The organism is Streptomyces sp. BYX5S (genome assembly GCF_054724165.1).
On record NZ_CM138829.1, the window covers coordinates 461,814 to 474,965 of the forward strand.

Consider the following 13,152-nt stretch of genomic DNA (forward strand, 5'->3'; position numbering starts at 1 on the left):
CGGCCCCTCAAGCCCCTGCGGCGATTGAGCAGCGGGGTCTGGGGCAGCGCCCCAGGACGTGGGTATCGGCGCCGGTGTTGCGGCCGCGGGGCGCTGCCCCGGACCCCGCTCCTCAATCGCCGGAGGGGCTTAAAACGGGAATGGCCGCGCCGCAGGGGGTTAGCGGCCCAGGAAGATGGGGTTGGTGAAGGCGGCCAGGGGGCCGGGGAGGCCGGGGGTCGTCGGGGCGTGGCGGACCTCCGCCCGGACGTACGCCGCGTACGCCCCCGTCGTCCGCCACGTCGCGGTGGACGCCCCCGCGGCAGACGTGAACAGCGTGCCCTGGTCCGTGACGAGGTGCAGCGTGCAGTCGGCCGGCGCCGTCGCCCGCAGGGTCACCGTGACCGGGGTGTCGGGGTCGACCGCGAGGCGCTCGCCGAGGCCCGCGACCTCGCCCTTGCCGCCGGTCGCCGTGAAGGAGAGCTCGACGGAGGAGGACTCCGCCACGTACGAGCGGCCCGCCCTGATGCCCGCCTGGATGTCCTCGCGGGTCAGGTCGTCCGCCAGGACCACCGTCTGCGGGCCGCCCACCCGGTCCGGGTCGCGGTGGGCGTCGCTGTTGCCCATCGCGGGCAGCCAGCCGGTCCGGCGGTGCGAACGGGCGTACGCGACCAGGGTGTTGTCCCACTCGGCCAGCGACACCTCGTCGTCCGGGGTGTACGGGCCGTTCCACACCTCGACCGCGTCCGCCTCGCCGAAGCCGAACTTCCAGCCGCAGCCGATGCACGTCGCGTGCGGGTGGGCCGGGACGACGAGGCCGCCCGCGCGGCGGATCTGCTGCGCGTACTTGGCCCAGCGGTTGTCGCGGGCCCGGTAGCGCCAGTCGACGAACGTGCCGGGTTCGGTGCCGAGCGCGACCACGTGACCGTTGCGGGTGGTGATCTCCTCGCCGAGCATCACCAGGAGGTCGTCGCCCGCCACGTCCGACCAGTGGGCGTGCGCCGCGTGCGTGTTGTGGTCGGAGGTGTTGATGAAGTCGAGGCCCGCCGCGCGGGCGAGCGCGCCGATCTCCGCGGGCGTGCGGCGGCCGTCCGAGTACCAGGAGTGCAGGTGGCAGTCGCCCCGGTACCAGGCGCGGCCCCGGCCCCGGGCCCGCTGCGGCGGGTACGTCGGACGGGGCGTCTCACCCGGCTTCCCGTGCGTGAGCGTCACCGTGACCTCGTAGGGCAGGCCCTCCGGCGCCACCGTGTACGGGCCCAGCGCGATGTGCCAGGTGCCGGGGCGGACCGGGCCCGGGAGGTAGCCGGGCGTCGCGTCGTCGGCGCGCACGAAGAACTCGGTGCGGGCGCCGCCCGACCAGCCGCGGAAGCCCTTGCCGCCGAGCGCCGTGCCGCGCTCGTCGAAGAGGCCGATGTCCAGGGCGTTGTTCTGCGTTCCGGCCGGCAGCCCGGTGGCCTTCTCGTACGTGTACGAGACCTTGATCTCGCGCACCCCCGCGGGGACGTCGACCGGCAGGTACACGTAGTCGGGGGAGCCGGGCGGCAGGGTGCCCTTGAGCGTCTTCGTGGAGACCGAGCCCTCGGCGGCGCTGGCGAAGCTCATGGTGGTGAGCGTAAGCGCGCTCGCGGCGCCGGTCACGAGCAAGGTCCGTCTGGCCATCGCGTGTTCGCTGTCGGTGCACATGTGGCGGCTCCCCAAGGTGGCTGGTGTGACGCGTGCAACCCTCGTATTGAGCCGTGAACCGCGGTGCAATGGAAGGGCTCCGACGGGCACCCTCGAAGTGGCCGGATGGCGCTCGTATGCTCGATTCATGAGTGATCAGGACGCCGTACAGCAGAGCCAGCCCACTGCCAACTCGATGCGCCGCGCGCTCAAACGGGCCAGGGACGGTGTCGCTCTCGACGTCACCGAGGCCGCCGTCCTGCTCCAGGCGCGCGGCGACGACCTGGCCGACCTCACCGCCTCCGCCGCCCGCGTGCGCGACGCGGGCCTGGAGGCGGCCGGGCGGCCGGGGGTCATCACGTACAGCAAGAGCGTGTTCATCCCGCTCACCCGGCTGTGCCGCGACAAGTGCCACTACTGCACGTTCGTGACCGTCCCCGGCAAGCTGCGCCGTGAGGGCCACGGGATGTTCATGTCGCCCGACGAGGTCCTCGACGTGGCGCGCAAGGGCGCCGAACTCGGCTGCAAGGAAGCGCTGATCACCCTCGGCGACAAGCCGGAGGACCGCTGGCCCGAGGCCCGCGAGTGGCTCGACGCGCACGGGTACGACGACACCATCGCCTACGTGCGCGCCATATCCATCCGGATCCTGGAGGAGACGGGGCTGCTGCCGCACCTCAACCCGGGCGTCCTGTCGTGGACGGACTTCCAGCGGCTCAAGCCCGTCGCGCCGAGCATGGGCATGATGCTGGAGACGACCGCCGAGCGCCTGTGGTCCGAGCCCGGCATGCCGCACTACGGCTCCCCGGACAAGGAACCGGCCGTCCGGCTGCGGGTGCTGGAGGACGCGGGCCGCTCGTCCGTGCCGTTCACGTCCGGGCTGCTCATCGGGATCGGCGAGACGTACGAGGAGCGCGCCGACTCGCTGTTCGCGCTGCGCCGCGTCGCCCGCTCGTACCACGGCGTGCAGGAGCTGATCATCCAGAACTTCCGCGCCAAGCCGGACACGGCGATGCGCGGCATGCCCGACGCCGAACTCGACGACCTCGTCGCGACCGTGGCCGTCGCCCGCCACATCATGGGCCCGGCCGGGAACATCCAGGCCCCGCCGAACCTCGTCGACGGCGAGTACGCGCGGCTCATCGCGGCCGGGATCGACGACTGGGGCGGCGTCTCCCCGGTGACCATCGACCACGTGAACCCAGAGAAGCCGTGGCCGAAGCTGGAGGAGCTGGCCGCGCAGTCGGCGGAGGTCGGCTTCGAGCTGCGGGAACGGCTGTGCGTGTACCCGGAGTTCGTGACGCGCGGCGAGCCGTGGCTGGACCCGCGGCTGCTCCCGCACGTGCAGGCGCTGTCCGACGCGGACGGTCTCGCGGTCGCCGACGCGCCCGTCGTCGGCCGACCCTGGCAGGAGCCCGACGAGGGGTACGTGGCGGCGTCCGGCCGCACCGACCTGCACCGCACCATCGACACCGAGGGCCGCACCGGCGACCGCCGCGACGACTTCGACGTCGTGTACGGCGACTGGGAGGCGCTGCGCGAGCAGGCGGCCCCCGGCATGGAGCCGTCCCGCATCGACGGCGACGTGCGCGCGGCCCTCAAACAGGCGGCCGACGACCCGACGAAGCTCACCGACGACGAGGCGCTCGCCCTGCTGCACGCCGACGGCCCCGCGCTCGACGCGCTGTGCGGTATCGCCGACGACATCCGTAAGTCGGTGGTCGGCGACGACGTCACGTACATCGTCACGCGGAACATCAACTTCACCAACGTCTGCTACACCGGCTGCCGCTTCTGCGCCTTCGCGCAGCGCCGCACGGACGCCGACGCGTACACGCTCTCGCTCGACCAGGTCGCGGACCGGGCCCAGCAGGCGTGGGACGTCGGCGCCGTCGAGGTCTGCATGCAGGGCGGCATCCACCCGGACCTGCCCGGCACGGCCTACTTCGACATCGCGAAGGCGGTGAAGGCGCGCGTGCCCGGCATGCACGTGCACGCGTTCTCGCCGATGGAGGTCGTCAACGGCGCCTCGCGGACCGGCATGTCCATCCGTGAATGGCTGACGGCCGCGAAGGAGGCGGGCCTCGACTCGATCCCCGGCACGGCCGCGGAGATCCTCGACGACGAGGTCCGCTGGATCCTCACCAAGGGCAAACTGCCGGCGGCCGACTGGATCGAGGTCGTCAAGACCGCCCACGAACTCGGCCTCCGCTCGTCCTCGACGATGATGTACGGGCACGTGGACCAGCCCCGGCACTGGCTCGGCCATCTGCGGACGCTCGCCGGGATCCAGCAGGAGACGGGCGGCTTCACGGAGTTCGTGACGCTGCCGTTCATCCACACCAACGCGCCGGTCTACCTCGCGGGCATCGCGCGCCCCGGCCCGACGACCCGCGACAACCGGGCGGTCACGGCGATGGCGCGGATCCTGCTCCACCCGCACATCCCCAACATCCAGACGAGCTGGGTGAAGCTCGGCACGGAAGGCGCGGCCGAAATGCTGCGCTCGGGCGCCAACGACCTGGGCGGCACCCTCATGGAGGAGACCATCTCCCGCATGGCGGGCTCCTCCTACGGCTCGTACAAGTCGGTCAAGGACCTCATCGCGGTCGCCGACGCGGCGGGCCGCCCGGCCAAGCCGCGCACGACGCTGTACGGCGAGGTGACCGAGGAGCGGGTGCGGGCGGCGCAGGCGTCGGACGGGCATCTGCCGGAGCTGCTGCCGGTGCTGGAGCCGTAGCGGCGCACGCCCACGGCTGTGGTCGCGGGCGGCCAGGGACCGGGCCCGGCGCCGTTCACGGAGCGGACGGCCGGGCCCGGCGGCGCGTGGCGCACTCCCGCGCTGCCCGCGCCACGGTCCGCCGCCGGGCGTGGGACGGAAGGGGAGCGGCGGGTGGGCGGCGCCGACACCGTCCATCGTCCGCGACATCCCAGGCACGGGGGCGGCATCCAGGACCGTACTCCTACGAGGGTGGCGCGGCGCGCCGGATCGCGCGTGGTCGCTGTCCGGTTCGCGTGGCCAGCGTGTGCGAGGGGGACTCGCCGAACCGCTCCCGGTAGCGCCGGGCGAAGCGGCCCAGGTGCGTGAAGCCCCAGCGGTAGGCGGTCCCGGTGACGGTGGTCGAGCCGGGTTCGCCGGTGCGCAGCGCCATCCGGACCTGCTGCAACCGCACCTCGTACACGTACGCCATGGGTGTCGTGTGCGCCTGCGAGCGGAACGCCTCCTGGAGGGTGCGCAGGCTGACCTGGGCGACGGCGGCGAGCCGGTTCGCGTCCCACGGCTCGGCCGGGCTGTCGCGCACGGCGGCCATGACGCGTTGGACGGCTGCCGCGCGCGTGGCGGGCGGTGGTGCGTCGAGGGCGTCGCGGTAGCGGTGGTCGGTGGCGAGCAACAGGCCCTCCAGGAGGGCCTGTTCGAGCCGTCCGCGGACCATGGGGCTCTGCAACAGGCCGTCGGGGACACTGGCGTCGAGCGCCGCCCAGCGCGCCAGACGCGCCCAGCTGAGCCCCGCGCCGCTGGAGATGTCGAAGCTCGGCGTGAAGCCCGCGTGCCGGCGCACCGGCCTGCCCAGCAGGATCTCCAGCTGCCGGTCCACCGCGGCCCGCTCGACCTTGATGGTGAGGGTGTCGCAGTCCGGCGAGAAGTCGACGGCCCGGAAGCCGGCCGTGGGGTTCAGCAGGCCCCCGGTGTGCGCCGTGACCCGGGTGTCGGCCGCCCGGCCCTGACCGATCCCGAAGGACCCGACCGACGGCGCCACCACGTGGTAGCCCGCCAGGTCGGGGATGAAGGCCCGGATGGAGGTGCCGAAAGACATGCGCCCGATCGTCACGCCCCCCAGCACCACGACATCCGCTTCGAAGGCGAAGTCCCGTGCCGTGGGCGTGTCCAGCTTCATGTCGTAGAACTGCTCCGACAGCACGGCCCGCGCCTCGTCCACGGAGCGAGTGGTGAATCGGCTGGCCGTACGCGTGAGGTCCTGTCCTGTGCCCGCATCCACGATGTCCGGTCCTCCCCGGCGCTCTGCCGCACCAGAAGAAAGTTCGCCGGCCGCTGTCACAGTCGGCGTCTGGCCCGTGTCCAACCCGTGTGAAGGCCCGGAACCCCGGTCCCGATCCCAGTGAAGGGCACGCTCATGCCGGTCGATTCCACTTCCACCGTCTCCGTTCCCGTTCTCGACTCCTTCATGTCGTACGTCGAGGGCGGCACGGCGGACGGACCCGCGGTCGTCTTCCTGCACGGCAACCCCACCTCCTCCCACCTGTGGCGGCATGTCGTCCCGCACGTCGCGGACCGGGCGCGGGTCCTCGCGCCGGACCTCATCGGCATGGGCGCCTCCGGCAAGCCGGACATCGGCTACCGGTTCGCGGACCACGCGCGGTACCTGGACGCCTGGACGGACGCGGTCGGTCTCGGCGACGTCGTGTTCGTCGGGCACGACTGGGGCGGCGCCCTCGCCATGGACTTCGCGGCGCGTCACCCGGGCCGGGTGCGCGGGCTCGCCGTCGTCGAGACGTTCCTGCGCCCGCTGTCCTGGGCCGAAATGCCGCCGCTCGGCCAGGAGTTGTTCCGCAAGTTCCGGGCGCCCGGTACGGGGGAGGAGATGGTGCTGCGGGACAACATGTTCATCGAGTTCAACCTGACGCACGGCATCGACCACCTCTCCCCGGAGGACCACGACGTGTACCGGGCGCCGTACCCGACGGAGGAGTCCCGCAGGCCGCTGCTGGTGTGGCCGCGCGAGATCCCCTTCGACGGGGAACCGGCCGACGTGCACGCCCGGATGGTGGCGTACGGCGCGTGGCTGGGGTCGGCGGAGTCCGCGGCCGTGCCGAAGCTCGTGATGCACGTCGACCAGGGCATAGGCATGGGGTCGGGGGAGGTCGTGGAGTGGGCCGCGCGGACGTTCACGAACGTCGAGACCGTGAACGTGGGCGCGGCCGGGCACCACGCGCCCGAGGACCGGCCGGACGAGATCGGCGCGGCCCTGGCGGACTGGCTGCGCCGCAACGCCGCCGCGTTCACCATGTCCGTATGAGCGACGTAGAGGTGGCCGCGGTGGCGGACCCGCAACTGCTGGCGCGGGAGCGGGAGTTGGTGGACCGGGCCGTCGACGGTGACAAGGAGGCCCTGGAGGACGTCGTACGGCGTCTCCAGGACCCCCTGTACCGGCTGGCGCTGCGGATGGTGTGGCGGCCGGCCGACGCGGAGGACGCGGCCCAGGAGATCCTCATCCGCGTCGTCACCCGGCTCGCCACCTGGCGGGCCGAGGCGCGGCTGCTGACCTGGGCCTACCGCGTCGGCGTCAACTATCTGCTCAACCTGCGGCGCCGCACACCGCAGGAGGCGGCGGGCCTCAGCCTGGACGCGCTCGGCGAGGACCTGGTGGCGGGGCTCGCCGCGGCGGACCACGCGGGGCCCGACGCGGAGCTGCTGGCCCGCGAGGTCCGCCTCACGTGCACCCAGGCCATGCTCCAGTGCCTGGAGCGCGAGGAACGGGTCACGTACGTGCTGGCCGAGGTGTTCGGCCTGTCGTCGGCGGACGCCGCGTGGATCCTCGACGTGTCACCGGCCGCGTACCGCAAGCGGCTCGAACGCGCCCGGACCCGCCTGCGCTCCTTCATGGACGCCACCTGCGGGCTCGCCAACCCGGCCGCGCCCTGCCGCTGCTCCCGCCGGGTCGGGGCCGCGGTGGCGTCCGGCCGCGTCGACCCCCGGCGCCCGGCCCTCGCCACCCACCCCGTGACGCCCGGCGGCCGCGATCTGGCGCGGGCCTCGGCGCAGATGGGCCGCCTCCACGACGTCGCCACGGTGCTGCGCTCGCATCCGGACTACGCGGCCCCCGAGGCCAGGACACGGGCGATCCTGACCGTCCTGGGCTCGGGCCGGTTCCCGCTGCTGGCGGAAGCGCCGGATCACGGCTGAGGGGGACTCGGACCAGCAACGAGCCCTTCAGGCGCGGTTCACCGCAGCGCGGACAGGAAGGCGGTCCACGCCGGGGCGGTGACGGTGAGCATGGGGCCGGGGTCGGGGGTGTGGGGTTGCTTGGAGTCGCGGATGTGGACGGCGGTGGGGCCGGGGGCCACCTCCAGGCATTCGCCCTCGGCGCTGTAACTCGACTTGAACCAGTTGAGGTCTGTGCTCATAGTTCCCGCGCCACCTTTTCGATCAGCGATGCGGACTCCTCGGAGTTGAGAGCCTGCCCTCGCAGGATCCCATATCTGCCGAACAGGTCTCCCAGGTCTGGGTGTTCGGTGATGAAGTAGCCGCCGCCCGGGCCCTCGACGTAGGCGAGATGAGTACGTTTGGTCGTCTCCAGAAGGATCACGGGGCCGTTGAGCCCGGCATGAGTCTCCCGGTTGTGCGGCATGACCTGAATCTCGACGTTGCGCAGGCGGCCGATGTCCAGGATGTGGTGCAGCTGGCTCCGCAGCGTGCAGCGTCCGCCCAACGGCCGAGTGAGCAGGGACTCCTCGATGACGTAGCTGACGGTCGGCTGTGGCCTGCGAGTGAAGAGCTGCTGCCGCGCCAGACGTTCGGCTACTCGCTCGTCGATCTCGGCGTCGTCCAGAGTCGGACAGCAGTTGCTTGCGTACACGGCTCGCGCATACGCCTCCGTCTGGAGCGACCCCGGCACCAAGTGGTTCTGGTACACGTGCAGCGCATGCGCCTTGCGCTCCTCCGCCAGGTAGTCCTCCGTCCACGGGCGCAGCCCGCCCTGGCCGAACTCCCTGTTGGCGACGGCCTGAAGTGCACCTTGTGCGTTCAGCGCCTGCTCCGCCAGCTCCACCAAGCGGCCCTTCGGTGGTCGCTCGCCGCGCTCCACCATCGCCACCTGCGACTTGGAGTACCCCACGTGTTTGCCGAGGGCCTCCATCGTCAGTCCGGCCCGCTCGCGGTGGAACCGCAGCAGCGCGCCGAATGCCTTGGACCCACGTTCCCCGAAGTGCACAACGCCCTCCCAACGTGCACAGCCACGCACGGACGGTGCGCAACTCTGGTCACAGTATGTGACGAGCCGCAACGCTGTGCAGCATGAACGGCTCAACGCAGCAACGGCATTTCTCGCTCCTCCTCTCCGCCACCCCGCGCGGCGCCCGCCTCGCCAGACTGCTCACGGAGCGCCAACTCGCCGAGTGGAAGTGGGAGTCGGCCGAGGCCGAACACGTCGTGGCCGAACTCGCCGCCAACGCCGTGCGGCACGGAAGGGTGCCCGGCCGGGACTTCCGGCTGACGCTCACGCTCGATGCCGCGCACACGCTCCGTATCGAGGTCGCCGACGCGCGGCCGGACCGGGTCCCGCGGGTCCGCGTCGCGGACGGGGAGGGCGGGCGGGGACTGGTGATCGTGGCGGCGTACGCCGACCGGTGGGGGGTGGCCAGCGGGGACGCTCCCGTGCCGCACAAGGTCGTGTGGGCCGAACTCGACCGGCCGGGAACCGAGTTGGCGTGATCCGGCGTTCCGGGCGACCAACCCCCAAAGAAAGGGTTGGGAAAAACCAACCCCCCCACCCCGCCCCCGGACGTAAGCCTGCGGAGGCGTGTCACTCGCGCGAGTGACGATCGCCAACTCGACTGGCGAACAGGCGAGTTCGGGGTGCACTCTCTGCCGCATACGTCGCCGCATATGCCACCGCATACGCAAAGCGGCCCCCCCCGGGACTGGCATCCCGGACGAGGGCCTATCCACCTAGGAAGAAGAGACCTTCCCGATGTCTGAGCTACAGATTAGCGCGCCCAAGCGCGCACTTTCTGGCCGTTCGGCCACTCCGTCACGTGGTCTTCACCGCTCCCGGGAGCGTCACATGTCCGAGTTCACCGTCGTCGGGCATCACCTGGCCCAGCACGCCGACCTCTCCCTCACCGCGATCGGCCTGGCCACGCACATCCAGTCGCTGCCGGACGGGTCGAGGGTCACCATCAAGGACTTCGCCGCGAGATTCCCCGAGGGGGAGGTCCGGATCGCTGCCGCGCTGCGGGAGTTGGAGACGCACGGGTACCTGGAGCGGATCAAGGAACGGCTGCCGTCCGGGCGGATCGTCACGCGCACGATCTCGTACAACAAGCCCCCGCATCTGCGCGGCCAGGCACCCCCGGAGACGTGAAACGGGCCCTGACGGCGGGCCTGCCCGTCGGCGTCATCCGCTTCCCGGCCGGCCTCATGGCCCACCGCCTGACCGCCGCCCTCCCACCTGAACTGCCTTCGAAGCCCCCGGCCGACCCCCCGCCGCGCGCCCCGACCCCTCCCGCTCCAGAACTGCGACGGCTGCGACCGCGCGTTCCGTGCGGCGGATCCGGGGTTGTGCCGTGGGTGCGAGGTGCGTGCCGCATGACCCGGACGGGAGTCCGGGCCGAGCCCGCGCCCCGGTGGTACAGGATGTGTACCATCTTGGGTATGGCACTGAAGCGTACGAACGTCTACGCGGACGACGCGGATCTGGCGCTCATCAAGGAGGCCGCCGCGCGCCTCGGAGTGTCCGAGGCCGAGATGATCCGGGAGGGCATCCATCGCATCGCGATGGCCCGCCGGGTCTGGGACGAGCCCTTCATCGCCGATGAGGAGACCATCGACCTGGGCGGGCCCGTGACACACGACGACGTGCGTGCGGCGAGGTCCGCAGGCGGCGCGGGCGACCGGCGGCGCGGGGGACGCGCGGCGTGATCGTGGTCGCCGACACGTCGGGGCTTCTCACGCTCTGCAACAGATCGGATCCGGATCACCTGGCGGCGCGGAAGGCGGTCGACCAGTGCGGTCTGCTGGTCGCGAGCCCGATGGCCCTCACCGAGGTCCACCAAGTGGCCTCGGTCCGGGCGGGCAGACGCGCTGCCGACGGCGTCATGCGTGTGCTGATGGGGCACGTGCGGGAGACCCGTCTCGTCCTGGCCGAGGTCACGTCGGCGCTGCTCGACATGGCCCTGACCGTGCGGGCCCGCTACGACGACCTCGACCTCGATCTCGTGGATGCCGTGAACATCGCCCTCGCAGCCGAGTACGACACCGATGCGGTGCTCACCAGGGACCTCCGGGACTTCCGGACCGTGCGGCCGCTCGGCCGCAGGTCCGGGTACTTCCGGATTCTTCCGGACGATCTCTAGCTCCGGGGCACGTCAGACCAGCAACTCGCGCTTCAGCCGCCGCAGTTCACCCGCGTCCAGGCCCAGCGCCTTCTTCTCGTACGCGCGGAAGGAGCCGAACTTCTCCCGGACCTCCGCGAACCCGGAGTTCAGGTACTCGGCCCGCACGTCCAGCATCGGCTTGTAGACCTTCGCCTGCTCCGGGGTCATCGCGGCCAGCGCTGCCGCGTTCGCTTCCGCGCGGTAGTCGTTCGAGGCCAGGTAGTCCGTCATGACGGTGTCGCGCGGGACGCCGAGGGCGGTGAGGAGGGCCGCGTTGGCCCAGCCCGTGCGGTCCTTGCCGGCCGTGCAGTGGAACAGGGCGCTGTCGCCGGAGGCGATGCCCGCGAAGACCTTCTCGTACGCCGCCTTCGCCGAGTCGCCGCTGACCATGAACTTCTCGCCAGAGGTCATCATCTCGACCGCGCCCGCCTCGGTCGTCGGCATCGTCGTCGTCATGTCGGAGCCCGCGAGGACGTCCGCGACCTCGTACGAGGTGCCGGACGGGACGCGGTCCGGCGCCGACTGCCGCTCGGACGCCGTGCGCAGGTCGTAGTCCGTGTCGATGCCGAGCCGCTTCAGCTTCGCCAGGTCGGCGTCGGTCAGCTTGTCGAGGGCGTCCGAGCGGTAGACCTCGCCCATCCTCACCCAGTGCCCGTCACGGGTCCGATAGCCGCCCGCGTCGCGGAAGTTGACCGTCCCGTCGAGCCTGATGAGGCGGTCGGCGAGGTGCAGGCCCCTGCCGTGGTCGGGGGTGAGGTCGAACCACTGGCGGTCCGCGTGCGCGGGCAGACCGCTGACCGTGACCCTGCCGGACGAGCCGCCGGAGGCGACCTTCCGGCCGCCGTCCGTCGTGATCGTCACGTGCCGGGTACCGGGCGCCTTCCAGGCGATCTCGTACGTTCCCGGGGTCGCGGCCGCCACCACCGTCGCCTGCGTGAACGGTATGCGGGAGGACGGGGCCGGGGAGGGGTGCGCCGAGGCGGCCGGGGTGGCGAGGGCCGCGAGGAGGGCGGCGGCCGAGACCGCGCCGACGGTGCGTACGGGGGTGATGTGCGTCATGGCGTGGATGTTTCGCGGCGACGGGGGCCGGGGCGCGACCGGGCGGTGAACGGGGAACGAATGCCCGGCGAGCGCCCGTGCGGGGCCGGGTGGCCGCAGGCGTCCACGAACCCATCACTTCGTGAACATTCCCGGTCGACCCCGGTCGATTACAGTGCTGCAAGCCGGAGGGTCGAGGGTCGTGACGGGAGGAGAACCCCATGGGCGCAGCGCCCAACGCCGCGGCCGTCTGGGGCCGTACCGAACAGCAGGACTTCCGCAGCAGGGTGCGCGGCACGCTGTTGGCGGCCGCCCTCGGCGACACCCTCGGCGCGCCGCTCGACGGTCTCTCCCTCGACGGGATCCACGCCGAGCACGGTGACGAAGGGCTCAAGCAGCTCGTGCCCGTGTACGGGCGGACCGGAGCGATCACCGCCGCCACGCAGTTGTCCCTGTTCACCGTCGACGGGCTGATCCGCGCGCAGGTGCGCCGCGACACCGGGGCCTGGCATCCGCCGACCGATGTGCACCGCGCCTATCTGCGGTGGGCGGCGACCCAGCGCGACTGGGGGCCCGACCTGCGCCGCAAGGAGGACGGCTGGCTGGCGCGCGAGGAGTGGCTGTACTCGCGGCGCGGCGCCGCGCAGGCGTGTCTGCTGGGGCTCGGCAACGACGTGATGGGGACGCTCGACCGGCCGAAGAACCTGGACGCGAAGGGGGCCGAGGCGGCGGCGCGGTCCGCGCCGTTCGGGCTGCTCGTGGGCTGGGAGCCGCAGCTCGTGTTCCAGCTGTCCGTGGAGTGCGCCGTCCATACGCACGGCGCGGCCGAGGCGTATCTCGCGGCGGGTGCGTACGCGGTGCTCGTGCACGCCCTCGCGCGGGGCGACTCGCTCGACGCCGCCGTGCAGCGGGCGCTGGCGCTGCTCGCCGCGCGCCCCGGGCATCCGCCCGTCTCGGACGCGCTCAAGCACGCGCTGGGCGCCGTACGGCAGGGGATGCCGACCGCGGCGCGGGTGGGGGAGCTGGTCGGGGAGGGGGATGCGGCCGGGGTGCTGGCGGCGGCGGTGTACTGCGCGCTGGTCAGCGACGACATTCGGCACGGGCTGGGGCTCGCCGTGCATCATGACGGGCCGTCGGCGCTGGTGGGGACGTTGTGCGGGGGGTTGCTCGGGGCGATGCACGGGGAGACGGCGTTGCCTCCGGCGTGGGTGGCGGAGATCGAGGGGAGGCCGACGATTTTGGAGTTGGCGGATGATTTTGCGATGGAGATGACGCAAGGGGCTGCGCTGCATGGGCCTGCGTCGGCTTCGGCGGGGTGGCTTGCGCGGTATCCGCGGTCCACGTAGCCGTGGTTGACGC

12 protein-coding genes and 1 pseudogene are annotated in these 13,152 nt (G+C 72.1%); 8 read left to right on the forward strand and 5 right to left on the reverse strand.

The window, feature by feature from the left end; translation table 11 throughout:
• Positions 1–159: 159 nt before the first annotated feature.
• The gene (locus tag ACYBSK_RS02100) at positions 160–1,662 is read right to left on the reverse strand and encodes a CehA/McbA family metallohydrolase (RefSeq protein WP_460244971.1); all 1,503 of its coding nucleotides are present in this window, start codon (positions 1,660–1,662) and stop codon (positions 160–162) included.
• Between the two features lie 127 nt (positions 1,663–1,789).
• On the opposite strand from ACYBSK_RS02100, the gene ACYBSK_RS02105 reads away from it, so the two are divergent.
• Positions 1,790–4,381, forward strand: coding sequence for a bifunctional FO biosynthesis protein CofGH (locus ACYBSK_RS02105; protein ID WP_460244972.1), 2,592 nt, complete (start codon positions 1,790–1,792; stop codon positions 4,379–4,381).
• Positions 4,382–4,604: 223 nt separating this feature from the next.
• Here ACYBSK_RS02105 and ACYBSK_RS02110 read toward each other — a convergent pair whose 3' ends face one another.
• Positions 4,605–5,639, reverse strand: a complete 1,035-nt coding sequence (locus ACYBSK_RS02110) for an AraC family transcriptional regulator (protein ID WP_460244973.1) — start codon at positions 5,637–5,639, stop codon at positions 4,605–4,607.
• A gap of 135 nt (positions 5,640–5,774) precedes the next feature.
• Between ACYBSK_RS02110 and ACYBSK_RS02115 the strand changes: the two genes are divergently transcribed.
• A complete protein-coding gene (locus ACYBSK_RS02115) occupies positions 5,775–6,677 on the forward strand; it encodes a haloalkane dehalogenase (protein WP_460244974.1) in 903 nt (300 codons plus the stop codon).
• Positions 6,674–7,564: an RNA polymerase sigma factor gene (locus tag ACYBSK_RS02120; protein ID WP_460244975.1), complete on the forward strand. Its 891-nt coding sequence runs from the start codon at positions 6,674–6,676 to the stop codon at positions 7,562–7,564. Before ACYBSK_RS02115 ends, ACYBSK_RS02120 begins: the two co-directional genes overlap by 4 nt.
• A gap of 38 nt (positions 7,565–7,602) precedes the next feature.
• On the opposite strand, the gene ACYBSK_RS02125 is transcribed toward ACYBSK_RS02120, so the two are convergent.
• Together ACYBSK_RS02125 and ACYBSK_RS02130 are read right to left on the reverse strand one after the other, a co-directional pair.
• Positions 7,603–7,785, reverse strand: coding sequence for a DUF397 domain-containing protein (locus tag ACYBSK_RS02125; RefSeq protein ID WP_457475103.1), 183 nt, complete (start codon positions 7,783–7,785; stop codon positions 7,603–7,605).
• Positions 7,782–8,591 (reverse strand): helix-turn-helix domain-containing protein, encoded by an 810-nt coding sequence (locus ACYBSK_RS02130; protein WP_457475104.1) that lies wholly within the window; start codon positions 8,589–8,591, stop codon positions 7,782–7,784. Before ACYBSK_RS02130 ends, ACYBSK_RS02125 begins: the two co-directional genes overlap by 4 nt.
• A gap of 83 nt (positions 8,592–8,674) precedes the next feature.
• Between ACYBSK_RS02130 and ACYBSK_RS02135 the strand changes: the two genes are divergently transcribed.
• From ACYBSK_RS02135 to ACYBSK_RS02150, 4 genes and pseudogenes are all read left to right on the forward strand, one after another.
• Complete coding sequence (locus tag ACYBSK_RS02135) at positions 8,675–9,091, forward strand: ATP-binding protein (protein WP_460244976.1); 417 nt, start codon at positions 8,675–8,677, stop codon at positions 9,089–9,091.
• A 259-nt stretch (positions 9,092–9,350) separates the two neighbouring features.
• Positions 9,351–9,971: pseudogene (locus ACYBSK_RS02140) on the forward strand (helix-turn-helix domain-containing protein).
• Positions 9,972–10,033: 62 nt separating this feature from the next.
• Positions 10,034–10,300 (forward strand): ribbon-helix-helix domain-containing protein, encoded by a 267-nt coding sequence (locus ACYBSK_RS02145; protein WP_457475107.1) that lies wholly within the window; start codon positions 10,034–10,036, stop codon positions 10,298–10,300.
• Positions 10,297–10,734, forward strand: coding sequence for a PIN domain-containing protein (locus ACYBSK_RS02150; RefSeq protein WP_460244977.1), 438 nt, complete (start codon positions 10,297–10,299; stop codon positions 10,732–10,734). The genes ACYBSK_RS02145 and ACYBSK_RS02150 overlap by 4 nt, the downstream gene beginning before the upstream one ends.
• Positions 10,735–10,746: 12 nt before the next feature.
• Here the strand turns inward: ACYBSK_RS02150 and ACYBSK_RS02155 are convergent, their stop codons facing one another.
• Positions 10,747–11,814, reverse strand: coding sequence for a tyrosine-protein phosphatase (locus ACYBSK_RS02155; RefSeq protein WP_460244978.1), 1,068 nt, complete (start codon positions 11,812–11,814; stop codon positions 10,747–10,749).
• A gap of 200 nt (positions 11,815–12,014) precedes the next feature.
• Between ACYBSK_RS02155 and ACYBSK_RS02160 the strand changes: the two genes are divergently transcribed.
• The gene (locus tag ACYBSK_RS02160; protein WP_457475110.1) at positions 12,015–13,139 is read left to right on the forward strand and encodes an ADP-ribosylglycohydrolase family protein; all 1,125 of its coding nucleotides are present in this window, start codon (positions 12,015–12,017) and stop codon (positions 13,137–13,139) included.
• Positions 13,140–13,152 lie beyond the last annotated feature (13 nt).

Excerpts from the sequence above, each read along its gene's own strand:
- ACYBSK_RS02100 (WP_460244971.1), bottom strand. The coding sequence starts at position 1,662 with ATGTGCACCGACAGCGAACACGCGATGGCCAGACGGACCTTGCTCGTG.
- ACYBSK_RS02105 (WP_460244972.1), top strand. The coding sequence starts at position 1,790 with ATGAGTGATCAGGACGCCGTACAGCAGAGCCAGCCCACTGCCAACTCG.
- ACYBSK_RS02115 (WP_460244974.1), top strand. The coding sequence starts at position 5,775 with ATGCCGGTCGATTCCACTTCCACCGTCTCCGTTCCCGTTCTCGACTCC.
- ACYBSK_RS02120 (WP_460244975.1), top strand. The coding sequence starts at position 6,674 with ATGAGCGACGTAGAGGTGGCCGCGGTGGCGGACCCGCAACTGCTGGCG.
- ACYBSK_RS02125 (WP_457475103.1), bottom strand. The coding sequence starts at position 7,785 with ATGAGCACAGACCTCAACTGGTTCAAGTCGAGTTACAGCGCCGAGGGC.
- ACYBSK_RS02135 (WP_460244976.1), top strand. The coding sequence starts at position 8,675 with ATGAACGGCTCAACGCAGCAACGGCATTTCTCGCTCCTCCTCTCCGCC.
- ACYBSK_RS02145 (WP_457475107.1), top strand. The coding sequence starts at position 10,034 with ATGGCACTGAAGCGTACGAACGTCTACGCGGACGACGCGGATCTGGCG.
- ACYBSK_RS02155 (WP_460244978.1), bottom strand. The coding sequence starts at position 11,814 with ATGACGCACATCACCCCCGTACGCACCGTCGGCGCGGTCTCGGCCGCC.
- ACYBSK_RS02160 (WP_457475110.1), top strand. The coding sequence starts at position 12,015 with ATGGGCGCAGCGCCCAACGCCGCGGCCGTCTGGGGCCGTACCGAACAG.